This window comes from Pseudomonas sp. DW-iso17 (assembly GCF_058725345.1).
This window is the reverse complement of the sequence record NZ_JBZXEA010000048.1, coordinates 146,890-170,349: the sequence shown is the minus strand read 5'-3', so window position 1 is coordinate 170,349 and position 23,460 is coordinate 146,890. Positions and strand designations below refer to the sequence as shown.

The window sequence follows — 23,460 nt, the reverse complement described above, 5'->3', positions numbered from 1 at the left end:
ATCGGTTAGTTCAAGTGCTCGACGCGAATGCGCACCACCGGGCCGACCACGCCTTGCAGGGCTTCGAGGGCATGGATGGCATCGTTGATGTGCTGTTCGAGCACGCGGTGGGTCAGCAGGATCATCGGCACCTGGCCGTTTTGTTCCTCGACTTCCTTCTGCATGATCGACTCGATGTTGATACCGCGCTCCGACAGGATGCTGGCCACCTGGGCCAGCACGCCTGGATGGTCCTGGGCCTGGATGCGCAGGTAGTAGGCACTTTCGCAGGCTTCGATCGGCAGGATCGGGTGGGCCGACAGCGAGTCCGGCTGGAAGGCCAGGTGCGGCACACGGTTTTCCGGGTCGCTGGTCATGGCGCGAACCACGTCCACCAGGTCGGCGATCACTGACGAAGCGGTCGGCTCCATGCCGGCACCGGCGCCGTAGAACAGGGTGGAACCGGCGGCGTCACCGTTGACCATCACCGCGTTCATCACGCCATTGACGTTGGCGATCAGGCGGTCGGCCGGGATCAGCGTCGGGTGCACCCGCAATTCGATACCGGCCGGGGTGCTGCGCGCTACGCCCAGGTGCTTGATGCGGTAGCCCAGGGCTTCGGCGTAGTTCACGTCGGCGGTGGTCAGCTTGGTGATGCCTTCGGTGTAGGCCTTGTCGAATTGCAGCGGGATACCAAAAGCGATGGACGCCAGGATGGTCAGCTTGTGGGCCGCGTCGATGCCTTCCACGTCGAAGGTCGGGTCGGCTTCGGCGTAACCCAGGGCCTGGGCTTCGGCCAGCACGTCTTCGAAGGTACGGCCCTTCTCGCGCATTTCGGTGAGGATGAAGTTACCGGTGCCGTTGATGATGCCGGCCACCCAGTTGATGCGGTTGGCGGACAGGCCTTCACGGATCGCCTTGATCACCGGGATACCACCGGCCACCGCGGCTTCGAACGCCACGATCACGCCTTTCTCGCGGGCCTTGGCGAAGATTTCGTTGCCGTGCACGGCGATCAGCGCCTTGTTGGCGGTGACCACGTGCTTGCCGTTTTCGATGGCCTTGAGCACCAGCTCGCGGGCCACGGTGTAGCCGCCAACCAGTTCGATGACGATATCGATCTCAGGGTTGGTGGCCACGGCGAACACATCGTTGGTAATCGCAATACCGGTCGTTTCGAACTGAGGCTTTGGCGAACGCGTGGCAATCTGCGCCACTTCAATCCCGCGACCTGCGCGGCGGGAAATTTCTTCAGCGTTACGCTGAAGTACGTTGAAGGTACCGCCACCGACGGTCCCTAACCCACAGATGCCTACTTTGACCGGTTTCACTGAAGAACTCCCCATGAAACGGCCGACGCTAGGTCGGCCGTGAAAACAGCCGCACAACTGCGGCTCTCAATTAATGACTCGCCGACGGTTCGGCGGGCCATGATCGTCAAAGGCTCAACGATAAATGCTTACTTGGCACCCAGTGCCAGTTTGGCAACTTGCGGCGCCGGCTGGTAGCCCGGAATCACCTGGCCGTCGGCCAAAACGATGGCCGGTGTACCGTTCACACCAATGGACTGGCCCAGGGCGAACTGCTTGGAAACCGGGTTGGCGCATTTGGCCGATTTGATTTCCTTGCCGTCGACCATCTTGTCCATGGCCGCCTTTTTGTCGGCCGAACACCATACGGCTTGCAACTGCTCGTCACCCGGCGAACCCAGGCCCTGGCGCGGGAACGCGACGTAGCGCACTTCCACGCCCAGCTTGTTCAGTGCCGGGATTTCAGCGTGCAGCTTGTGGCAGTACGGGCAGGTGGTGTCGGTGAACACGGTGATGTGGGTCTTGGTCTCGCCGATGGCCGGGTACACCACGGTTTCAGCCACCGGGATACCGTTGATCAGCTTGGACACACCCAGGCGCTCGGCCTTCTCGGTCAGGTTGACCGGCTTGCCGTCCTTGAGCTGGAACAGGTAGCCCTGGACGATGTACTGGCCATCGGCACTGGCGTACAGCACACGGCTGCCCTTGAGCTTGACTTCATACAGGCCGGCCATGGGGCTGGCGCTGATGCTTTCGATCGGGGTGTCGAGCGCCAGGTTGGCCAGGCTCTTGCGAATGGTTTGCTCGGCCGCATCATCGGCGACCGCAAAGGTGGAAACCAACGCAATGGCTGCGGCGGCAATAATCTGGGTCAAGCGCATGGGAACTCCTGAAGGCAGAGGCAGGGACGGGAGCAGAATACTGATCTGGAACACAACGGGTGCCGTCCCCTTTGCGAACCGGCAAAGCCTACCACAGTTGGGCGGGAGGGCAGACCGCGACAGCTAAAATGGGCCATTTCTGACGGTTTTATCCGCGCGGGTGGTGCTTGGCGTGCATGTCCTGCAAACGTGCGCGTGCCACATGGGTGTAGATCTGGGTTGTGGATAAGTCGCTGTGGCCGAGCAGCATCTGTACCACGCGCAAATCCGCGCCGTGGTTGAGCAAGTGGGTGGCGAAGGCATGGCGCAAGGTGTGGGGTGACAGCGCCTTGCCGATCCCGGCCACTTTGGCCTGGTGCTTGATGCGGTGCCAGAAGGTCTGGCGGGTCATCTGCTCGCCGCGCTGGCTGGGGAACAGCACGTCGCTGGGGCGCCCACCCAGCAGTTCGTGGCGCGCATCGCGCATGTAGCGCTCGACCCACACAATCGCCTCCTCGCCCATGGGCACCAGCCGCTCCTTGCTGCCCTTGCCCATCACGCGCAACACGCCCTGGCGCAGGTTGACCTGCTCCAGCGTCAGGCTGATCAGTTCGGTGACGCGCAGGCCGCAGGCATACAGCACCTCAAGCATCGCGCGGTCGCGCTGGCCGATGGCCTCGCTCAGGTCTGGGGCCGCGAGCAGGGCATCGACGTCGGCTTCCGACAAGGATTTTGGCAACGGCCTGCCGAGTTGCGGCATGTCGATTTGTAGGGTCGGGTCGACGGCAATGAGTTTTTCCCGCAGCAGGTAGCGATAAAAGCCACGCACGCCGGAGAGGAATCGCGCAGTGGAGCGCGGTTTGTAGTTCTGCTCCAGGCGCCAGGCCAGGTGATCGAGGATCAGCTCGCGCCCGGCATTTTTCAGCTCAAGTTTTTTCTCCTGCAGCCAGCCGTTAAACAGCGCCAGGTCACTGCGGTAGGCCTGGCGTGTGTTGTCCGACAGGCCTTTTTCCAACCAGAGGGCGTCGAGGAAGCGGTCGATCAGGGGATGGTCAATGGCAGGCATGGGCACTCAAGCAACGCAGCACAAGGCAATACGCGAATTATTTAGTGAACTGTGGCAAGAGCCATTAGTCTTTCATAGCCCGCTAATTCAAGGAACAGGAAGCTTTAATGAACGAACAACAGATTTTGTTGGCTTTTGGCGGTATTGGCGTGGCCGCACTCGGCTGCCAGTGGCTGGCCTGGCGCCTGAAACTGCCGGCGATTCTGTTTCTTCTGCTGAGCGGGATTCTGGCAGGGCCGATACTCGGATGGCTCGACCCGCAGGAAATGTTCGGCCCTCTGTTGATGCCATTGGTGTCGTTGGCAGTGGCGCTGATCCTGTTTGAGGGCAGCCTGACCCTGCACCTGTCGGAATGGAAGGAAATCGGCAGCGTCGTCCACCGGCTGGTCACCGTCGGCGCACTCTCGACCTGGGCGGTGATCACCCTGGCCACCCACTGGCTACTGGGTTTCGACTGGATGCTGGCACTGCTGTTCGGCACCCTGACACTGGTCACCGGCCCAACCGTGATCGTGCCCATGTTGCGTGTGGTGCGCCCCAAAGCGTCCATCGCCAATATCCTGCGCTGGGAAGGCATCGTCATCGACCCGATTGGCGCACTGCTGGCGGTAGTGGTGTATAGCTTTATCATCGCCAGTGCGTCGGGCGATGGTTTGAGCCACAGCCTGCTGACCTTCGGCGGCGTCATCCTCTGCGGCAGCCTGTTCGGCATCGCCGGTGGCTGGGTACTGGGGCAGATCATGCGCCGCCAGTGGTTGCCGGAATACCTGCATAACCTGGCGACACTGGCGGGCGTGCTGGGTATCTTCATCGCTTCCAACCAGGTGATGCATGAGTCCGGCCTGCTGGCGGTCACGCTGATGGGCATGTGGATGGCGAACATGAAAGGCGTGGATGTACGGCACATCCTGCACTTCAAGGAAAACCTCAGCGTGTTGCTGATTTCCGGGCTGTTTATCCTGCTGGCGGCACGCCTGGACCTGAACGCCATGATCGCCCTGGGGCCGTTCGTGTTGATCCTGCTGTTGATCATCCAATTCATTGCACGCCCGTTGAACGTGGCGCTTTCGACCTTTGGCTCGGGGTTGAACTGGCGCGAGCGCGCACTGCTGGCCTGGATCGCCCCACGGGGCATTGTGGCGGCGGCGGTGTCAGCGATCTTTGCGATCCGCCTGGATGAGGCTGGCCACGAAGGCGCGTTGTTGCTGGTGCCGCTGACCTTCGCGGTGATCATCGGCACCGTGGTGCTGCAAAGCGCCACGGCACGCCCCTTGGCCCGCCTGCTCAAAGTCGCTGAGCCGGCGCCTAGCGGCTTTTTGATCGTGGGTGCGAACGGCCCGGCGCGAGCACTCGGCAAGGCGTTGCAGCAATTGGGCAGCCGCGTGTTGCTGACGGATTCCAGCTGGGAAAACATCCGCGCCAGTCGTATGGAAGGCTTGCCTACGTACTTCGGCAACCCGGCCTCCCAGCATGCCGAATCCCATCTGGACCTGGTCGGCCTGGGGCACCTGCTCGCCCTCTCGCCTTCTGGCGAACTGAATGCCTTGGCCACCATGCGTTTTCGCCATGACTTCGGCCATCGCCTGTTCGCCCTGGCCAGCAGCCAGGAAAACCGTCGCACCGACAAGCACAAGGCCAGTCATGAACACCGCGGACACTTGCTGGGCAGCCAACCCTTGAGCTACACCAAATTGGCCAGCCTGCTGGGCCAAGGCGCCGAGTTGTACAGCACCAGCCTCACCGACGGCTTTGGCTGGGAGCAGTACCAGGCGTTGCACGGCGAGCGCGCCACCTTGCTGTTTGCCAGGGACACCAGCGGCTGGGTGCACGTGGTCTCGCCCGAGAGCAATTTGAAGCCCGTAGCGGGCTGGACCTTGCTGGCGGTCATTCAACCGCAGGCCAGCACCGCCGAGTAATCAGTCAACAAAGCCAGGCAGTACTGGGACAGGGCGTTTATCTGCGTCAATCGCGACAAAGCTGAATACGCCCTGGATCGCCTTTTCACGGCCATCAGCGCTCATGCTCTCGACGAACACTTCAACCTCGACCTTGAGGCTGGTGTTGCCGACCTTGATCACCCGACCGATCAGCTCAACGATAGAGCCAGCCGGGATCGCATGGTTGAAGTCGATACGGTCGGTGGAGACCGTCACCAAAGGTAAGCGACAGAAACGCGTGGCGGTGATGAACGACACTTCGTCCATCCAGGCCAGGGCAGTGCCGCCGAACAGGGTGTTGTGATGGTTGGTGGTGGGCGGGAACACGGCCTTGGTCACGTGGGTGACGGACAGGTCGGTGCGGCGCTGGATTTCTTCGAGGCGGGTGGTCATGGGTCAATACCGGCAGATAGGCAAATTTCAGGCACAAAAAAGCAGCCCGTAGGCTGCTTTTTTCTGCATCGGGAAGCTGGACTTAAGCCAGTTTTTCCTTGATGCGAGCTGCTTTACCGGACAGGTCACGCAGGTAGTACAGCTTGGCTTTACGTACGTCACCGCGACGCTTGACGGCCATGCTGTCGATTTGCGGGCTGTAGGTCTGGAAAGTACGCTCTACGCCAACACCGTTGGAGATTTTACGAACAGTGAAAGCACTGTTCACACCACGGTTACGCTTGGCGATTACCACGCCTTCGAACGCTTGCAGACGCGAACGGTCGCCTTCCTTCACTTTCACCTGAACGACAATGGTGTCGCCCGGGGCAAAGGTAGGGATCTCTTTGGTCATCTGCTCTGCTTCGAGTGCAAGGATGATTTTGTTAGTCATGCTGTGCTCCTAAGGTAAGTCAATGGACCTACCATCGATACGTTGTTAACTATCGTCCCGCGCGAGGATGTATTCCTCGAGCAGCTTCTTCTCTTCTCCAGAAAGCGAGCGGCTTTCCAGAAGATCGGCGCGTCGTTCATAGGTCCGACCAAGGGACTGCTGTAAACGCCAACGCCGGATGTGTGCGTGATTGCCACTTAGCAATACGTCGGGAACACGCTGATCCACATACACCTCCGGACGGGTGTAGTGCGGGCAATCCAGCAAACCATCCGTGAAGGAATCTTCCTCCGCGGAGTCCGCATGCCCTAAAGCTCCGGGCAGCAGTCGTGTAACCGCATCTATCAGGACCATCGCCGGCAGCTCGCCGCCAGACAGGACATAGTCCCCAATCGACCACTCTTCATCGACATGAGCTTCAATAAAACGCTCGTCAATGCCTTCATAGCGACCGGCAATCAGGATCAAACTTTCCTCATTCGCCAGTTCGCGTACCGCCGCCTGTTTCAGCTGACGGCCTTGAGGGGACAGGTAAATTACCTTCGCCTTCTCCCCGGCGGCTGCCTTGGCCTGAACCAACGCATCTTCCAGGGGCTTGATCTTCATCACCATGCCCGGGCCACCGCCAAATGGGCGATCGTCCACAGTGTGATGTCGATCCGTCGTGTAGTCTCGCGGGTTCCAACAGGTGAGCTGCAACAGCCCCTGTTTCACCGCCCGACTGGTGATGCCGTACTCGCTGATGGCGGAAAACATCTCGGGAAACAAACTGATCACTTCAATGCGCAAATTAGCCACGCTTAGAAGTCCGCGTCCCATTCCACCTTCATCTCGCCCGCTGCCAGGTCGACGGCCAACACGCATTGCTCGGTATAGGGCAACAGGCGTTCACGGTCATCCAGGCTGCCAGCGCAAGGCTTGACCACCATTACATCATTGGCGCCGGTTTCCAGAAGATGATCGATTTTCCCCAGCAATTGCCCGAGTTGATCAATAACCTTCAGACCTTCGAGCTGGTACCAGTAGTACTCGCCGTCGGTCAATTCAGGGAACAGGTTGCGCGGCACGCAGATCTCATAACCGGCCAGAAGACGAGCTTCTTCACGATCATCAAGACCCTTGAGCTTTGCGACCAGGAACTTGTCGCTCCCGCGTCCACTGACCAGCTCAACCTGCTTCACACTCCCTTCGCGCTTGAGCGTCCAGGTTTTGTACTGCAACAGGTTTTCAGTCGGATCAGTAAAGGAATACACCTTCACTTCGCCGCGAACGCCATGAACAGAGTAAATCTTGCCGATAACGATCAAATCATCAGCAACAGCTGGCGTCGCGTTCATATTGCTCAGGCTGCGGCCTTAGCCGAGTCCTTCAACAGTTTTGCAACGCGCTCGGATGGCTGTGCGCCAACGCTCAGCCAGTAGGCTACGCGCTCTTGGTTCACGGACAGACGAACTTCTTGACCACGAGCAACAGGGTTGAAGAAACCAACCTGTTCCTTGTGCGAACCGTCACGCGGGTTGCGGCTGTCGGTTACGGTCAAGTGGTAAAACGGGCGCTTTTTGGAGCCGCCAAGGGCAAGACGGATTGTTAGCATGTGAACATCGTTCCTGTAGTCGGTGCTGCAAATCTAAATGCACAGCGGGCATAGGTGCCCGAAAGGCCGCATATTCTAAGGAATATCCGGACTTTTGCAAATGTCTTTTTCTGGCGCCTATCAGCGTGCCATTCAGATCTGCTATAGAGCCGTCGGTTAAAACGGCGAGTCAGCGCCCGCCAACGGCGGGTTTGCTGGAGATCCCACATCCCTGTGGGGCGGAGCGCAAGCAAGGCTTGCGCTCGAATACTTTACATTTTAGGCATGCCGCCGCCGGGCAACATACCGCCCATGCCGCGCATCATCTTGGCCATACCGCCCTTGGCGGAGAATTTCTTCATCATCTTCTGCATCTGCTTGTGCTGCTTGATCAAGCGACCGATGTCCTGCACCTGGGTGCCGGAACCCATGGCGATCCGGCGCTTGCGCGAACCGCTGATCAGCTCAGGGTCGCGGCGTTCGGCCGGGGTCATGGAGTTGATGATGGCTTCCATCTGCTTGAACTGTTTCTCTGCCGCGCCCTGGGCGTTGCCCATTTGCGCCAGGTTCACACCGCCGATGTTGGGCAGCTTGTCCATCAGGCCGCCGAGGCCGCCCATGTTCTTCATCTGTTGCAGCTGGTCGCGGAAGTCTTCGAGATCGAAGCCCTTGCCCTTCTTCAGCTTCTTGGCCAGTTTGTCGGCCTTGTCCTTGTCGAGCGTGGCTTCGGCCTGCTCGATCAGGCTGAGCACATCACCCATGCCGAGGATGCGCGAGGCGATACGCTCAGGGTGGAACGGCTCGAGCGCTTCGCTCTTCTCGCCCATACCGATGAACTTGATCGGCTTGCCAGTAATGGCACGTACCGACAGCGCGGCACCGCCACGGGCGTCGCCGTCGACCTTGGTGAGGATCACGCCGGTCAGCGGGAGTGCATCACCAAAGGCCTTGGCGGTATTGGCCGCATCCTGGCCGGTCATGGCGTCGACCACGAACAGGGTCTCGACCGGGTTGATCGCGGCATGCAGCGCCTTGATCTCGCCCATCATCTCTTCGTCGATGTGCAGGCGACCGGCGGTATCGACGATGACCACGTCGATGAACTTGAGCTTGGCTTCTTTAATAGCCGCGTTGGCGATGTCGACCGGCTTCTGGCTGAGGTCGGACGGGAAGAAGGTCACGCCCACTTCGCCCGCGAGCATTTCCAACTGCTTGATGGCCGCCGGACGGTACACGTCGGCCGACACCACCATCACGGATTTCTTCTTGCGCTCTTTAAGGAAGCGCGCCAGTTTGCCGGCGGTGGTGGTTTTACCCGCACCTTGCAGACCAGCCATCAGCACGACGGCTGGCGGCACGGCGCTGAGGTTCAGGTCTTCGTTGGCCGCGCCCATCAGGCTTTCGAGCTCGGCCTGGACGATCTTCACAAAGGCCTGGCCCGGGGTCAGGCTGCGGGACACTTCGGTGCCGACCGCACGCTCCTTGACCGAGTTGACGAAGTCCTTCACCACCGGCAAAGCCACGTCGGCTTCCAGCAACGCCATGCGCACTTCACGCAGGGTGTCTTTAATATTGTCCTCGGTCAGCTTGGCCTTGCCGGTAACGTGGCGCAGCGTCTGCGAGAGACGGTCAGTCAAGTTTTCAAACATGCGCGATCCTTTCAGGCCCTATTCATCGAAATGCAGGTAGACCGAGGTAATGGCGGCCCAGGCTGGGGGTAATCGCTATTAAAAACAGCGTTCGCCGAGCCTGCGGCGTGGGCAGGTCGCGGATTATAGCGAAGACTGCGCCCATGCACACCCGCTGTCTGGCCCGGGAGTCTTTCGTGCAACGCAGGTGTGTGCCAAACTCAACGCCTTTCGGGCTTGCCTACCAGGATTTATGCTCCCCTTGTCACCCAGTTTGCTACCCAGCCTCGCCGCCGCCATTTTGTATGCCGCTGCGACCCTCTATCAGGGCACTCGTCTGGCCCAAGGCGCCAAAGCGGACAAACGTCTGCTCGTCGGCCTTGGCGTGCTGGCCCTGCTAGCCCATGCCGCCAGCCTGTTCACCCACCTGATGACCCCGGTCGGCCTGGGCCTGGACTTTTTCAGCGCCGCCAGCCTGATCGCCGCGGCCGTCATCGCGCTGACGCTGCTGGCCTGCTACCGGATTCCGGTGGAGAACCTGCTGGTGCTGCTATTCCCCCTGGGAATGCTCACGGTGCTGCTGGCGCAGTTCACCCCCACCGGCACCGTACAGGTGATCGACGAGGAGCCGGGCATCCTCGCTCACATCCTGCTGTCCATCCTCGCCTACGGCATGTTCACCATCGCGGTGTTCCAGGCCCTGCTCCTGCTGCTGCAGGATCACCAGCTCAAGCACAAGCACCCGTCGGGGCTGATCAAGAACTTCCCGCCCCTGCAAACCATGGAAAGCCTGCTGTTCGGGTTCCTGTGGGCCGGCTGGACCCTGCTGTCACTGTCGCTGATCTCCGGCTGGCTGTTCGTCGAGAACCTGTTTGCCCAGCACCTGGTCCATAAAACCTTGCTGGCGTGCCTGGCGTGGGTCGTGTTCAGCGTGCTGCTGTGGGGGCGCAACCGCCTCGGCTGGCGCGGGCACAAGGCCATCCGCTGGACCCTGGCCGGTTTCTGCCTGTTGATGCTGGCCTATTTCGGCAGCAAGCTGGTTCGCGAATACATCCTGCATATCTGACGGGCAGTGATCATGGACAACTTGCCCTTAGGGCCGATGCTCGCCGTAATTGCCCTGCTGATCTTGTGGGCGGCGCTGTTTACTGCCATAGAAGCTGCTCAACAACACCTGCTGGCCCTGCGCCCTGGCACCCGCCAGGGCGACAAGGCGGCCGCCCGCCTGAGCTTCCCGCGCCATAGCCTGATCCTGTGCAACAGCCTGTGTCGCGCCGCCGTGGTGATTCTTTGCACCCTGCTGGCAATCTATGCCTGGGCAGAAAACGGGCCCTGGCTAGGCTGGCTGATTTCCTGCGCAGCGCTGCTGGTGCTGGCCGACTACCTGCCCCGCGCCCTGGCCACCCGTCACCCTCAGGCAGTGCTGGGCTTTGGCAATACATTGCTGGGCGTGCCGCTGAAAATCCTCTACCCCCTGGCCTGGCTGCTCAATGGCATCAGCCTGCTGTTATTGCGCCCGTTTGCACGCAAATCCGGCGTGGCGAAAAACAGCGACGAGCCCCTGCCCGACCATGATGACAACCCAGAGCCCGATACCGACGCCGACCGCACTCCCGGCCTGCCCGGTATCCATGCCCTGGACAACATCACGGTCAACGACATCCTGGTGCCGCGCAGTGAAGTGGACGGCATCAACCTCGATGAGCCAATAGAAAACATCATCGAACAGTTGCGCACCTCGCCGCGCACACGCCTGCCGGTGTTCCACAGCGACATCAACCAGGTGCAGGCCGTGCTCAACACCCGGCAGGTCCAACACCTGCTGCCTGACGCCAGCCTGACCAAAGAGGCCCTGCTCGCCGCCTGCCACGAGCCTTACTTCGTGCCGGAAAGCACGCCGTTGCAGCTGCAACTGCTGAACTTCCACAAACAACAGCGGCGCCTGGGCATGGTGGTGGACGAGTACGGTGAAGTGCTGGGCATCGTCACCCTGGAAGATATTCTGGAAGAGATCGTCGGCGAATTCGAAAGCGATCAGGCGGTGGATAACCCGCATATCGAAGCCCAGCCCGATGGCCGCTACATCATCGACGGCGCCGCTTCGATCCGCGAACTGAACAAAAGCCTGGGCTGGCACCTGCCCAGCGACGGTCCCAAGACCCTCAACGGCCTGGTGACCGAAGCGCTGGAAACCATCCCCGATTGCGCGGTGTGCCTGAAAGTCGGCCGCTATCGCCTGGAAATTCTCGAGACCGAGGACAACCGGGTGAGCAAAGTATTGATCTGGCATACCAGCCACGTGCCAGTGGCCGCCTGACCTCAGCAGGCTCAACCCGGTCAATGTGGGAGCTGGCTTGCCTGCGATGCAGGCGACTCGGTCCTTCAGTTGAACCGAGGTGATGCTATCGCAGGCAAGCCAGCTCCCACATTGATCCAGTTCCAGGCCATAGATCCTCACCAGCCCCTTGTTGGATCCTTAGCCCCCTTCCTATAATCCCTGCGGCTTACCCAAGCCCCGCCCGACCGCGTGCTACCCGCACTCAGCGTGTCCTGGCACCGCCTTACCATGTCCGACCGGCGTTTGCTCCCATCCCGAGCCGCTCCGCGCATAGCCCTGATCCATGGGTGTTCGACCAATAATAATCCGCGTCCAAACGCGCAATAACCGTCAGGGATAACGTTATGAGCACCACCTACCAAGAGGCCGCGAGCGCCGCACCTGCCAACTCGACCGCCCGCGTCGCCACCGCGAGCATCGTCGGCACCGCCATTGAGTTCTACGATTTCTACATCTACGCCACGGCTGCCGCTCTGGTGATCGGCCCGGTGTTTTTCCCACAGACCTCTGGCACCGCACAGATGCTGGCGTCGTTTCTGACCTTCGGCATCGCCTTTATCGCCCGGCCACTGGGGTCGGCGTTATTCGGTCACTTCGGCGACCGCATCGGCCGTAAATCAACCCTTGTGGCTTCGCTGCTGCTGATGGGGGTGTGCACCACCTTGATCGGCTTGTTGCCGGGCTACGACAGCATCGGCGCCTGGGCCCCGATTCTCTTGTGTGTTCTGCGCTTCGGCCAAGGCCTCGGCCTGGGTGGAGAATGGGGCGGCGCGGCCTTGCTGGCGACCGAGAATGCCCCCAAGGGCAAGCGCGCCTGGTTCGGCATGTTTCCCCAACTGGGCCCGTCGATAGGCTTCCTGGCGGCCAACGGTTTGTTCCTGATTTTGGCCATGAGCCTGAATGACGAGCAATTTCGCAGCTGGGGCTGGCGCATTCCGTTCATCCTCAGCGCCGCGCTGGTGATGGTGGGCCTGTATGCGCGCCTCAAACTGCATGAGACGCCGGTGTTCGCCAATGCAGTGGCCAAGGAAAAACCCGTGAAAGTGCCGCTGGTGGAACTGTTCAGCCAGCATTGGCTGCCGGTACTGCTGGGCGCCGCGTCGATGGTGGTGTGCTATGCGCTGTTCTACATCACCACGGCGTTTTCGTTGAGCTACGGCGTTTCCACCTTGGGCTACAGCCGTGAAACCTTCCTCGGCCTGCTGTGCTTTGCGGTGCTGTTCATGGGGCTGGCAACGCCATTGGCCGCCTTGGCCAGTGATCGCTACGGGCGCAAGCCGGTGCTGATTGTCGGCGCGGTCCTGGCAATTCTGTCGGGCTTTACCATGGAGCCGCTGCTGACCCATGGCTCGACCTGGGCCGTGGCGCTGTTTCTGGCGTTGGAGCTGTTTTTGATGGGCGTGACCTTCGCACCGATGGGCGCCCTGCTGCCGGAATTGTTCCCGACCCGCGTGCGTTATACCGGTGCATCGGCAGCGTATAACCTGGGTGGGATCGTGGGGGCCTCGGCGGCGCCGTTCTTCGCGACCAAGCTGGTGGCGATGGGTGGTTTGAGTTATGTCGGGGGATATGTATCGGCAGCAGCGTTGCTGAGTTTGATTGCAGTGCTGTGCCTGAAAGAGACGCGGGATAATGATTTGAACAAGGTCGCCTGACCCCATGCTCGTTCCCAAGCTCTGCGTGGGAATGCAGTTAGGGACGCTTTGCGTCCCCAAGCGCGACGCAGAGCGTCACAAGAGGCATTCCCACGCAAAGCGTGGGAACGAGCGTGGAGGCTTAGAGCTCTACAACAACAGCCTTGGAAGCACGGGTCGCCTTGGCACGAGCCGCTTCAATCGACTCGTCCCGCGCCAGTGCCACGCCCATACGGCGCTGACCATTCACTTCAGGTTTGCCAAACAGACGCAACGCTGTATCCGGCTCGCTCAGCGCGGCGCCGAGGTTGGCGAATGCGGTCTGGGTGGACTGCCCTTCCACCAGGATCACCGCAGACGCCGAAGGCCCGAACTGACGGATCAACGGGATCGGCAGGCCGAGGATGGCGCGCGCGTGCAAGGCAAACTGCGACAGGTCCTGAGAAATCAGGGTCACCAGGCCAGTGTCATGGGGGCGCGGCGACACTTCGCTGAACCACACCTGATCGCCTTTGATGAACAACTCCACACCAAACAGACCACGACCGCCCAAGGCTTCGGTCACGGCTTTGGCTACGCGCTCTGACTCTGCCAGGGCAATCGGGCTCATGGCCTGCGGCTGCCAGGACTCCTGATAGTCGCCCTTCTCCTGGCGATGCCCTACCGGCGCGCAGAAGGTGGTACCGCCGATGTGGCGCACGGTCAGCAGGGTGATTTCGTAGTCGAAGTCGATAAAACCTTCGATGATCACCCGGCCCTTGCCGGCACGCCCGCCCTCTTGGGCGTAGTCCCAGGCTTTCTGCACGTCATCAGTGCTGCGCAACAGGCTCTGGCCCTTGCCCGACGAACTCATCACCGGCTTGACCACGCACGGAAAACCCAGGTCCTGGACGGCCTTGCTGTAGTCTTCGAAGGTGTCGGCGAAGTGGTACGGCGAGGTCGGCAGGTCCAGTTCTTCGGCGGCCAGGCGACGGATGCCTTCACGGTTCATGGTCAACGACGTGGCGCGGGCGGTCGGAATGACGGTAAAGCCTTCGGCCTCCAGTTCCACCAGGGTCGCGGTGGCGATGGCTTCGATTTCCGGCACGATAAAGTGCGGTTTCTCCGCCTCGATCACCGCACGCAATGCGGCCCCGTCAAGCATGTTGATCACATGGCTACGGTGCGCCACCTGCATGGCCGGCGCGTTGGCGTAGCGATCCACGGCAATCACTTCAACGCCCAGGCGTTGCAGTTCGATTACCACTTCCTTGCCCAGCTCACCGCAGCCACACAGCAAAACGCGGGTCGCGGTTGGCGACAATGGAGTTCCGATTCGGGTCATCTCAGGTCCTCAGGGGAGCGGATCATGGGGGAGAAAGGCCGGCATTTTACATGAACTGTAAAAATTGGCCTCAGTTGGCGACAGCCCGCCGGCGGATGCGCCAGGCCATGATCAGCCAGACCACGGTGACACCGGCGAACTTGGACACCAACGCCGTGCCCGCCACCGCCGGCGTCAGTGCGCCGATCAGGCCGAAAAAGATAAAGGTATCGAGGGGAATGCTCAGCGCCGAACTTATCCACAGGCGGTCATGCAGCGGGCGCTTGGTGATGCTGAACACCAGCCAGTCGATGCATTCGGACACCGCAAACGCCGTGGCACTGGCCAGGGCGATGGACGGGTCGGAGGTGATATAGGACAGCACCAGTGCCGCCAGCATGGCGATGATTGCGCCATGGCCGAAGCGGGTTTGCACCATGTCGCGCAGGATAAATACCAGGCCGCCCCAGGCGGACCAGATGATGTCCAGGTGTGGGGCGGTGGAGAAGGCGAAGTTGATCAGCACGACGCTGCTGATGTAGGCGATCAGGAAAAACATGGAGGATGGACCTGTGGGCAATGCCGCACAGGGTACACAATTACAAGGATGTCGTCTGGCAGGGCCTCATCGCAGGCAAGCCAGCTCCCACATTTGAGGGTATTCACACATCAAGGGTGGGAGCTGGCTTGCCTGCGATGGCGGCCTGTCAGGCGCCAGATTTTCCAGGGGTCATCCACACCATCCCACTCGCCACCGCCCGCTCATGGCACAACCCCAGCACCACCCGGCGCTCGGCGTTGTCCATGCGGCTCCAACGCGTGATTTCATCCACATTGCGCTGGCAGCCGGTGCAGATATCGTCATCATTCAGTGCGCAAATGCTGACGCAGGGCGAGGCGACCGGTCGCTCAATCGTGCTCATTCCTGCTCGACCAGGTCACGGGCATAACGCTGCGAGTTATGCACATAGTGCGCGGCGCTGGCTTCAAGCATGCGCTTTTGCGCCTCGGTCAGCCCACGCACCACTTTGCCCGGCGAGCCCATGACCAGCGAGCCGTCGGGGATTTCCTTGCCTTCACCGATCAGCGAGTTGGCGCCGATGATGCAGTGCTTGCCGATCTTGGCGCCGTTGAGGATCACTGCGTTGATACCGATCAGGCTGTAGTCGTCGACGGTGCAGCCGTGCAGCATGGCGTTATGGCCAATGGTCACGCCGGTGCCAAGGGTCAGCGGGTAGCCCATGTCGGTGTGCATCACGCTGCCGTCCTGCACGTTGCTGTTCTTGCCGATCAGGATCAGCTCGTTATCGCCACGCAACACCGCGTTGAACCAGACGTTGGCGCCCTCCTCCAGCTTGACCTTGCCCACCAGCGTGGCATTCGGTGCAACCCAACTGTTGGGATGGGTCTCGACGCGGGCGTCGCCCAGGCGGTATTTCATGGTTTTTCCTCACGGCATGCCATTTAAACGATGGCTTATAGATTGATGAAGCTCTTGGGCGGATGGTGCAGGCTGATCTTGGCATCGTCATAGAGCAGGTTGATCAGCTCGACAATCATGATTGCCGTCAGCCCCCAGATTTTGTATTCACCGAACCGGTAGCTGGGCACATACCAACTGCGGCCCTGGTAATCAATGCGATGGGTATGTTCGCGTGGGTCCTGTCGGAAAAAGTCCAAAGGCACGCTGAAAACGGCGGCAATCTCGGCGTCGTTGGCCAGGTATTCGACGTAATCGGGGACCACGCCCACATAGGGCGTTACGCGGATGCCGTGCAGGGAAATCAGCGGGCTCAACGGGCCGATGACTTCAACCAGCCCCGGCGGCAGGCCGATTTCTTCTTCGGCTTCGCGCAAGGCGGTAAAGATCAGGTCCGGGTCTTCGGGGTCGCGGCGCCCGCCGGGAAAGGCCACTTCGCCACCGTGGGTCGACAGGCCGCTGGCGCGCAGGGTCAGGATCAGCTCCGGTTCGTCACTGCGGGTAATCGGCACCAGCACCGCAGCCTCGGGGAAACGCCCGTCGGTTTCCAGAGTGTGGGGGGTGTGGTTGCTTACCCGGCGAAGTAGCTCGTCCAGCATGAGTCATCTCGGTCTGTTGGCTACCTTGCATCATGCACCAAAGCGTGCGAGCGCCCAACCCCAAAACCGCAGCGCTGTCGCGAAACGACAACTTGCAGGAACGCCCGGCACCGAGCCAAGATGTGCCCATTGTCCAGGAACCCCAGCATGAATTTCTGCAGCCAGTGCGGCAAACCGGTAACCCAACGCATTCCCGAAGGCGACGCACGCCTGCGCTATGTATGCGACCACTGCTCGACCATTCATTACCAGAACCCCAATATCGTCGCCGGTACCGTGCCGGTATGGGGCGACCAAGTGCTGCTGTGCCGCCGCGCCATTGAGCCACGCCTGGGTTACTGGACCCTGCCCGCAGGCTTTATGGAAAATGGCGAGACCGTCGAACAGGCCGCCATGCGTGAAACCCTGGAAGAAGCCTGCGCCCGGGTGCGCAACCTGAGCATCTATACCCTGATCAACGTGCCGCACATCAGCCAGGTGCATATCTTCTACCGCGCCGAACTGATCGACCTGGACTTCGCCGCTGGCCAGGAGAGCCTGGAAGTGAGGCTGTTCGACGAAGCCGACATCCCTTGGTCCGAGCTGGCTTTCCGCACGGTCGGGCGTACCTTAGAATGCTTCTTCGCTGACCGTCGCCAACAGGCGTACCCGGTACGTAGCGAATCTGTGCCACCGCTGTCCAAGCCCGCCCAATAACAAGCCGGCCAATGTCGCCAAAGGGATACCGTTTCAATGCGTTGGTTGCTTGCTCTGATCTGCCTGTCGTTCGCCACGCTGTCCCCGGCCTCCACGGTGCAAACCCTTGGCGGTAAAACGGTCGAGAAAGTCCTGGTACTCAAGTCCGCCCACCAGCTGCAGCTGATCAACGACGGCAAGCCGTTCAAGACCTATCGCATTTCCCTGGGCAAGAACCCCAAGGGCCACAAGCTGATCGAAGGCGACCGCCGCACACCCGAAGGCCTCTACTGGATCGACTGGCGCAAGACCAGCGACCGCTTCAACCTGGCCATGCACATTTCCTACCCGAACATCAGCGACGCCGCCCGCGCCCGCCGCGAAGGCGTGAAGCCGGGCAGCATGATCATGATCCACGGCACCCCCGACACCGAAGACTACCCGGAACAGTGGTTCCACACCCTGGACTGGACCGACGGCTGCATCGGCATGCGCAATGTGGATATGCGCGAAGTGTGGAATCTGGTCAAAGACGGCACCCTCATCGAGATTCGGCCGTAATCGCGTGCCGTTCGTAAAATAATTCGAAAATAATTCCTGCCCCAGGCAGCGCCTGCCGGTGAATACCAGTTCACCGCGCGGGACCCTGCACTTGTGCGCGCCACAAAGACCTCTCTAATACCACTTGACCCCAAGCCCCATTAAAGCGCCCTGAAACCGGGATTCGCACCGTTTTGGTAGCATTGACATGGTATTTAAGTGGTATTAGTTTTCGGCCATTACCGGGCGACAACACTCCAATAACGCATCGGAAACCTGACAGATGAACCCCATCCTGGCCCTGCGCCCCGACGATAAGCAATCCACGCCGCTGTACCTGCAACTGGCCCGCAGCCTTGAAGCAGCGATCCATGCCGGCCAGTGGAAATCCGAACAGGCCCTGCCTTCGGAACGCGCCCTCAGCGAGCAACTGAGCATCTCGCGGGTCACCGCCCGTAAAGCGCTGGAAGTGTTGCTGGCTCAAGGCCTGATCCGTCGCAGCCAAGGCTCCGGCACCTTCATCACGCCGCGCCTGGAACAACCCTTGTCACGCCTGTCGGGGTTCAGCGAAATGCTGCGGCTCAAGGGGTTTGTGCCCACGTCTCAGTGGTTGGAGCGCGACATCACCCCGCCGACCCATGAAGAACTGATCCGCCTGGGCCTGTCGCCCACCGACAAAGTGGCGCGCCTCAAGCGACTGCGCAAAGCCGATGACACGGTGATGGCGATTGAAATGACCGCCATGCCGGCCTCGGTGTTGCCCCATCCCCAGGCCATCGGCAATTCGTTGTACGAATACCTGGAAAGCATCGGCAAGCCCATCGTGCGCGCCTTGCAGCATATCCAGGCGATCAATGCCTCGGATGAGTTCGCCGCGCTGGTCGGCATCGCCCCCGGCACCGCCATGCTGCTGATGACCCGCGTGGGCTATACCGCCGATAACACGCCGATTGAAATCACCGACACCTACTGCCGCAACGATTACTACGACTTTGTCGCAGAACTGCGCCGCCATGATTACTCCGCCGAATTGCGAACTTAGAGAACTGCCCATGACTGAAGACAATATCCTCACGCCCAGCGGCTGGATGCGTGGTCGCCTGGTGCACGAGCACGGCAAGGTTGTCGCCATTGACGGCACGCCGTGCGACCCGGCCGACAACGACCTGCCCTACCTGCTGCCGGGCTTTATCGACCTGCATGTGCATGGCGGTGGCGGCGCGGACATCATGGAAGGTGCGGGCGCCTTCGAGACCATTACCCGTACCCACGTGCGTTTTGGCACCACCTCGCTGCTGGCCACCACCATGACGGCGCCGGTGGAAGAAATCTCCCGCGTGCTTGGTGAGCTCGGCACGTTCTGCGAACAGCGCCCAGCCGGCAGCGCCCGCGTACTCGGCGTGCACCTGGAAGGCCCCTACATCAATCCGGGCAAACTCGGCGCCCAACCCAACTTCGCCCACACCGCGTTGATGCAGGAAGTGGAAGCCTACCTGCGCCTGGCGCCGATCCGGGTGATCACCATCGCCCCGGAAATCGCCGGCCACGACGGCCTGATCCGCGCCCTCAGCGAACGCGGCGTGCGCATGCAGATCGGCCATACCCTGGGCAGCTATGAAGAAGGCGTTGCCGCCCTGGCCGCTGGCGCCACCAGTTTCACCCACTTGTACAACGCCATGAGCCCGCTGCATCACCGCGAACCCGGCATCGTCGGCGCCGCGCTGGCCCACGCCCAGTACGCCGAGCTGATCCCGGACTTGCTGCATGTGCACCCTGGCGCCATGCGCGTGGCGTTGCGCTCGATTCCCTGCCTGTATTGCGTCACCGACTCCACCGCCGCCGCCGGCATGCCCGACGGCGAGTACAAGCTGGGCAGCCACACCGTGACCAAATGCCTGGGCGGCGTGCGCCTGGCCGATGGCACCCTGGCCGGCAGCACCCTGACCATGGACCAGGCGCTGCGCAACCTGGTGAAAATCGGCCTGCCCATCAGTGAAGCCTCACAACGCCTGTCGCAATTTCCTGCGGACTACCTGGGCTTGCAAGAACGCGGCCGCCTGCAACCGGGCAGCTTTGCCGACTGCGTGCGCCTGGACCGCTCCCTGACACTCACCGACGTAATGGTCGAAGGAGACACCATTGACTTCAAAAATGCTTGAAGAGGCCCTGGCCTCCTGCGACGCCGTCGCGGCCCAACTGCAACGCCTGGACCCGATGCTGGAAGAAATCGCCGGCCGCCTGCGTCGCCAGCCACCACAGGTGGCGATGACCATCGCCCGCGGCAGCTCCGACCATGCCGCCAGCTACTTCGCCTACCTGGCCATGCAACACGTGGGCATTCCGGTGGCGTCGCTGCCGATGTCGGTGGTGACCCTGTTGCAGGCGCCGATGAAAGTCAGCGGCCAAGTGGCGTTTGGTTTCTCTCAATCGGGGCAGAGCCCGGACCTGGTCAACAGCCTGCGCCTGCTACGCAAGCGGGGTGCCTTGAGCATCTCGATGGTCAACGCCGAAGACTCACCGCTGGAAGCCGCGTGTGAATTTCATGTGCCGCTGTGCGCCGGGCCGGAACTCAGCGTGGCCGCCACCAAGAGCTTCATCGCCACCCTGAGCGCCAGTGCACAGTTGGTCGGCCACTGGAATCAAGAAGCCGACTTGCTGCAAGCCTGTCAGGCCTTGCCCGAGGGCCTGCGTGACGCCGCCAGACAGGATTGGCGCCTGGCCGTCGACGCCCTCAAAGGCAGCCAGCGCTTGATGGTGATCGGCCGTGGCGCCGGGTTTGCCATCGCCCAGGAAGCCGCGCTCAAGCTCAAGGAAACCTCGGCGATCCAGGCCGAAGCGTTCAGCAGCGCCGAAGTGCGCCACGGGCCGATGGCCTTGATCGACGAGAACTACCCTCTGCTGGTGTTCGCCCCACGCGGCGCCGAGCAGGCCGGCCTGCTGAGCCTGGCCGCCGACATGCGCCAACGCGGCGCCCGCGTGCTGCTGGCCGCGCCGGACGATATCGCCGAACGCGACTTGACGCTGAGCCGCGCCGAACACCCGAGCCTGGACCCGATCCTGGCGATCCAGAGCTTCTACGTGATGGCCGCCGGCCTGGCGCAGGCACGGGGCATGGACCCGGACCAGCCGCGCCACCTGAGCAAAGTCACCCGCACGCACTAAAGCGGCGTTTTCCTGATGAGTACCGTGCCCATGCCCAACAACAATAATCCATTGACCCTTAGCGCCCCCTTGAGTGGGCCGGTGCTGGCCCTGAACCGCGTCCCCGACGAAGTGTTCGCCAGCGGCGCCATGGGCGACGGTATCGCTATCGACCCGCTGAACGACTGCCTGCAGGCGCCCTGTGACGGCGTGATCATCCACGTCGCCCGCACCGGGCACGCCCTGACCATCCGCGCTGATAACGGTGCCGAAGTACTGATGCATGTGGGCATCGACACCGTGGAACTCAATGGCGAAGGCTTTGCCTTGCTGGTGAAGGAAGGCGCACGGGTGAGCGAGGGTCAGCCGTTGGTGCAGTTTGATCTGGACCGCATTGCGCGCCAGTGCAAGAGCCTGGTGAGCTTGATCATCCTGACCAACAGTGAGCGCTTTGAGCTGCAACCGATTGCAGGCAAGACGGTGAAGGTCGGTGACGCGCTGATGCGGATTGCCGTGCGCACATCCGCACCGGTTAACACCGCTGTGGATAACTCGGACGCGCAAGTGAGCGCTACAGTGCGCATCACACACCGTGGCGGATTGCATGCACGCCCTGCTGCACTGATCCGCAAGACTGCTCAGGGTTTCAGCAGCCAGTCACAGCTGCACTTCGGTGATAAGACGGCGGCTTGCGACAGCTTGATCGGCCTGATGGGGCTGGGTATTGGTGAAGGTGACGAGGTACGGGTGAGCTGTCGCGGCAAGGATGGCGAGGCGGCGTTACAGGCATTGGTCGCCGCGCTGTCCGTGGCGATCCACGAGGAACACCACACGCCGGTCGCCGCCACACCACGCCGGGCGAATACCGAAGCCAATGTGCTGCAAGGCGTCTGCGCCGCGCCGGGCTTGGTATGTGGGCCGCTGTTCCGCCTGGCGGGCATCGAGTTGCCGGAAGATACCGACACCCATAACGTCGACGAACAACTGCAAAGACTGGATGTGGCTCTTGAGCAAGTGCGTGGCGAAATCCGCAACACTCTGGAACTGGCCCGCCAACGCAAGAACGTCGAAGAAGAGGAGATCTTCGCCGCGCACCTCGCTCTGCTGGAAGACCCGACGTTACTCGACGCCGCCAGCGCAACCATCGAACAGGGCAGCGCCGCCACCCACGCCTGGCGGGATGCGATCCAGGCCCAGTGCGCCGTGCTGCTGGCATTGGGCAAGCCACTGTTTGCCGAGCGCGCCAACGACCTGCGCGACCTGCAACAACGGGTGCTAAGGGCGTTGCTGGGTGAAGCCTGGCATTTCGAATTGCCGGCGGGGGCGATTGTCAGTGCCCATGAGCTGACACCTTCGGACCTCCTGCAATTGAGCGCGCAACAGGCTGCGGGCATCTGCATGGCCGAAGGCGGTGCGACCTCCCATGTGGCGATTCTGGCCCGGGGCAAAGGCCTGCCATGTCTCGTCGCCCTGGGCAATGAAGTGCTCGACGTACCCCAAGGCCAACGGGTGGTGCTCGATGCCGCCAACGGCCGCCTGGAACTGGCCCCCAGCGAAGCGCGCCACGCCGAAGTTCACCAGATTCGCGAAACACAGAAGTTGCGACGCCAGCAGCAACAGGCCCAAGCCCGGCAATCGGCGAACACCACCGACGGCGTGACGGTTGAAGTCGCGGCGAATGTCGCCTCCAGCGCCGAAGCCCAAGTGGCGTTTGACAACGGCGCCGACGGCGTCGGCCTGCTGCGCACCGAATTCCTCTTCGTCGACCGTCGCACCGCGCCGGATGAGCAAGAGCAGCGCCAGGCTTATCAGGCCGTGCTGGATGCCATGGGCGACAAGTCGGTGATCATCCGCACCATCGATGTGGGCGGCGACAAGCAGCTCGACTACCTGCCGCTGCCCGTCGAGGCCAACCCGGTACTGGGCCTGCGCGGTATTCGCATGGCTCAGGTACGCCCGGAACTGCTCGACCAGCAACTGCGCGCCCTGCTGCAAGTTACCCCGCTGGCGCGTTGCCGCATCCTGCTGCCGATGGTCAGCGAGGTGGATGAACTGCTGCAGATCCGCCAGCGCCTGGATGAACTGTGCGCGGAGTTGGAGCTGACGCAACGCCCCGAACTGGGCGTGATGATTGAAGTGCCCGCCGCCGCGCTGATGGCTGAACAGTTGGCTGAACACGCGGACTTTTTGTCCATCGGCACCAATGACCTGTCCCAGTACACCCTGGCCATGGACCGCGACCACGCAGGCTTGGCCGCCCGTGTTGACGCGCTGCACCCGGCGCTGCTGCGGCTGATCGCCCAGACCTGCGCCGGTGCGGCGAAACACGGCCGTTGGGTCGGCGTGTGCGGTGCCCTGGCGTCGGACCCGCTGGCCACGCCAGTACTGGTTGGCCTGGGAGTCACCGAGCTGTCGGTAAGCCCGCCGCAGATCGGCGAAATCAAGGACCGCGTCCGCCACCTGGACGCGGCGCAATGTCGGCAACGGAGCCTTGAGCTGCTCGACCTGAGCAGCGCCAAGGCCGTTCGCCAAGCCTGTCAACACCACTGGCCGCTGAGCTGAAAACAACAA

At 61.7% G+C, this 23,460-nt stretch carries 24 protein-coding genes; 10 read left to right on the top strand and 14 right to left on the bottom strand.

The genetic code is table 11. The features are described 5' to 3' along the window. Positions 1-5: 5 nt before the first annotated feature. The 3 genes from AC4PS6_RS28445 to xerD all read right to left on the bottom strand — a co-directional run bounded on the left by AC4PS6_RS28445 (position 6) and on the right by xerD (position 3,215). Positions 6-1,310: a homoserine dehydrogenase gene (locus tag AC4PS6_RS28445; RefSeq protein ID WP_003193959.1), complete on the bottom strand. Its 1,305-nt coding sequence runs from the start codon at positions 1,308-1,310 to the stop codon at positions 6-8. A gap of 128 nt (positions 1,311-1,438) precedes the next feature. Then, entirely contained in the window at positions 1,439-2,170 is a 732-nt protein-coding gene (locus AC4PS6_RS28440) for a thioredoxin fold domain-containing protein (RefSeq protein ID WP_005791088.1), read from the bottom strand. Between the two features lie 148 nt (positions 2,171-2,318). Continuing rightward, positions 2,319-3,215, bottom strand: coding sequence for a site-specific tyrosine recombinase XerD (xerD, locus tag AC4PS6_RS28435; protein ID WP_014719783.1), 897 nt, complete (start codon positions 3,213-3,215; stop codon positions 2,319-2,321). 107 nt (positions 3,216-3,322) lie between these two features. On the opposite strand from xerD, the gene AC4PS6_RS28430 reads away from it, so the two are divergent. Further along, positions 3,323-5,131 carry a cation:proton antiporter gene (locus tag AC4PS6_RS28430; protein WP_014719784.1) on the top strand — a complete coding sequence of 603 codons (1,809 nt, stop codon included), beginning with the start codon at positions 3,323-3,325 and terminating at the stop codon, positions 5,129-5,131. Here AC4PS6_RS28430 and AC4PS6_RS28425 read toward each other — a convergent pair whose 3' ends face one another. From AC4PS6_RS28425 to ffh, 6 genes are all read right to left on the bottom strand, one after another. Further along, positions 5,132-5,545: an acyl-CoA thioesterase gene (locus AC4PS6_RS28425; RefSeq protein ID WP_003193963.1), complete on the bottom strand. Its 414-nt coding sequence runs from the start codon at positions 5,543-5,545 to the stop codon at positions 5,132-5,134. 82 nt (positions 5,546-5,627) lie between these two features. Then, positions 5,628-5,978, bottom strand: coding sequence for a 50S ribosomal protein L19 (gene rplS, locus AC4PS6_RS28420; RefSeq protein WP_003175895.1), 351 nt, complete (start codon positions 5,976-5,978; stop codon positions 5,628-5,630). Positions 5,979-6,023: 45 nt separating this feature from the next. After that, positions 6,024-6,797, bottom strand: coding sequence for a tRNA (guanosine(37)-N1)-methyltransferase TrmD (trmD, locus tag AC4PS6_RS28415; RefSeq protein ID WP_153475158.1), 774 nt, complete (start codon positions 6,795-6,797; stop codon positions 6,024-6,026). Further along, positions 6,779-7,315 (bottom strand): ribosome maturation factor RimM, encoded by a 537-nt coding sequence (gene rimM / locus AC4PS6_RS28410; protein ID WP_003175898.1) that lies wholly within the window; start codon positions 7,313-7,315, stop codon positions 6,779-6,781. The genes trmD and rimM overlap by 19 nt, the downstream gene beginning before the upstream one ends. Positions 7,316-7,320: 5 nt before the next feature. Further along, positions 7,321-7,572 carry a 30S ribosomal protein S16 gene (rpsP, locus tag AC4PS6_RS28405; protein ID WP_003175899.1) on the bottom strand — a complete coding sequence of 84 codons (252 nt, stop codon included), beginning with the start codon at positions 7,570-7,572 and terminating at the stop codon, positions 7,321-7,323. Positions 7,573-7,823: 251 nt separating this feature from the next. Further along, a complete protein-coding gene (gene ffh, locus AC4PS6_RS28400) occupies positions 7,824-9,200 on the bottom strand; it encodes a signal recognition particle protein (RefSeq protein ID WP_003193965.1) in 1,377 nt (458 codons plus the stop codon). 232 nt (positions 9,201-9,432) lie between these two features. Between ffh and AC4PS6_RS28395 the strand changes: the two genes are divergently transcribed. From AC4PS6_RS28395 to AC4PS6_RS28385, 3 genes are all read left to right on the top strand, one after another. Next, positions 9,433-10,245, top strand: coding sequence for a cytochrome C assembly family protein (locus AC4PS6_RS28395; RefSeq protein WP_003193966.1), 813 nt, complete (start codon positions 9,433-9,435; stop codon positions 10,243-10,245). 12 nt (positions 10,246-10,257) lie between these two features. Then, on the top strand, positions 10,258-11,496 hold the full coding sequence (locus tag AC4PS6_RS28390) for a transporter associated domain-containing protein (protein ID WP_003193967.1): 1,239 nt from the start codon (positions 10,258-10,260) through the stop codon (positions 11,494-11,496). A gap of 365 nt (positions 11,497-11,861) precedes the next feature. Further along, positions 11,862-13,172, top strand: a complete 1,311-nt coding sequence (locus AC4PS6_RS28385; protein WP_003193968.1) for an MFS transporter — start codon at positions 11,862-11,864, stop codon at positions 13,170-13,172. Positions 13,173-13,293: 121 nt separating this feature from the next. Here AC4PS6_RS28385 and purT read toward each other — a convergent pair whose 3' ends face one another. The 5 genes from purT to AC4PS6_RS28360 form a co-directional block, all read right to left on the bottom strand. Beyond that, positions 13,294-14,475: a formate-dependent phosphoribosylglycinamide formyltransferase gene (purT, locus tag AC4PS6_RS28380; RefSeq protein WP_014719785.1), complete on the bottom strand. Its 1,182-nt coding sequence runs from the start codon at positions 14,473-14,475 to the stop codon at positions 13,294-13,296. Between the two features lie 70 nt (positions 14,476-14,545). Then, positions 14,546-15,013 (bottom strand): preQ0 transporter, encoded by a 468-nt coding sequence (locus AC4PS6_RS28375; protein WP_014719786.1) that lies wholly within the window; start codon positions 15,011-15,013, stop codon positions 14,546-14,548. A 148-nt stretch (positions 15,014-15,161) separates the two neighbouring features. Beyond that, positions 15,162-15,377: a DUF1289 domain-containing protein gene (locus tag AC4PS6_RS28370; protein WP_014719787.1), complete on the bottom strand. Its 216-nt coding sequence runs from the start codon at positions 15,375-15,377 to the stop codon at positions 15,162-15,164. Next, positions 15,374-15,895, bottom strand: a complete 522-nt coding sequence (locus AC4PS6_RS28365; protein ID WP_492181068.1) for a gamma carbonic anhydrase family protein — start codon at positions 15,893-15,895, stop codon at positions 15,374-15,376. The genes AC4PS6_RS28370 and AC4PS6_RS28365 overlap by 4 nt, the downstream gene beginning before the upstream one ends. Positions 15,896-15,930: 35 nt before the next feature. After that, the gene (locus AC4PS6_RS28360) at positions 15,931-16,533 is read right to left on the bottom strand and encodes a CoA pyrophosphatase (protein WP_014719789.1); all 603 of its coding nucleotides are present in this window, start codon (positions 16,531-16,533) and stop codon (positions 15,931-15,933) included. A 147-nt stretch (positions 16,534-16,680) separates the two neighbouring features. Between AC4PS6_RS28360 and AC4PS6_RS28355 the strand changes: the two genes are divergently transcribed. The 6 genes from AC4PS6_RS28355 to ptsP all read left to right on the top strand — a co-directional run bounded on the left by AC4PS6_RS28355 (position 16,681) and on the right by ptsP (position 23,451). Beyond that, entirely contained in the window at positions 16,681-17,229 is a 549-nt protein-coding gene (locus AC4PS6_RS28355) for an NUDIX hydrolase (protein WP_003193976.1), read from the top strand. 36 nt (positions 17,230-17,265) lie between these two features. Continuing rightward, on the top strand, positions 17,266-17,769 hold the full coding sequence (locus tag AC4PS6_RS28350) for a L,D-transpeptidase family protein (protein WP_014719790.1): 504 nt from the start codon (positions 17,266-17,268) through the stop codon (positions 17,767-17,769). 262 nt (positions 17,770-18,031) lie between these two features. Beyond that, positions 18,032-18,790 (top strand): GntR family transcriptional regulator, encoded by a 759-nt coding sequence (locus tag AC4PS6_RS28345; protein WP_003193978.1) that lies wholly within the window; start codon positions 18,032-18,034, stop codon positions 18,788-18,790. Between the two features lie 10 nt (positions 18,791-18,800). Beyond that, positions 18,801-19,907, top strand: a complete 1,107-nt coding sequence (gene nagA / locus AC4PS6_RS28340) for an N-acetylglucosamine-6-phosphate deacetylase (protein WP_014719791.1) — start codon at positions 18,801-18,803, stop codon at positions 19,905-19,907. After that, a complete protein-coding gene (locus AC4PS6_RS28335; RefSeq protein ID WP_014719792.1) occupies positions 19,888-20,910 on the top strand; it encodes an SIS domain-containing protein in 1,023 nt (340 codons plus the stop codon). The genes nagA and AC4PS6_RS28335 overlap by 20 nt, the downstream gene beginning before the upstream one ends. A gap of 30 nt (positions 20,911-20,940) precedes the next feature. Continuing rightward, positions 20,941-23,451: a phosphoenolpyruvate--protein phosphotransferase gene (gene ptsP, locus AC4PS6_RS28330; protein ID WP_200600597.1), complete on the top strand. Its 2,511-nt coding sequence runs from the start codon at positions 20,941-20,943 to the stop codon at positions 23,449-23,451. The last annotated feature ends 9 nt before the right edge of the window (positions 23,452-23,460 follow it).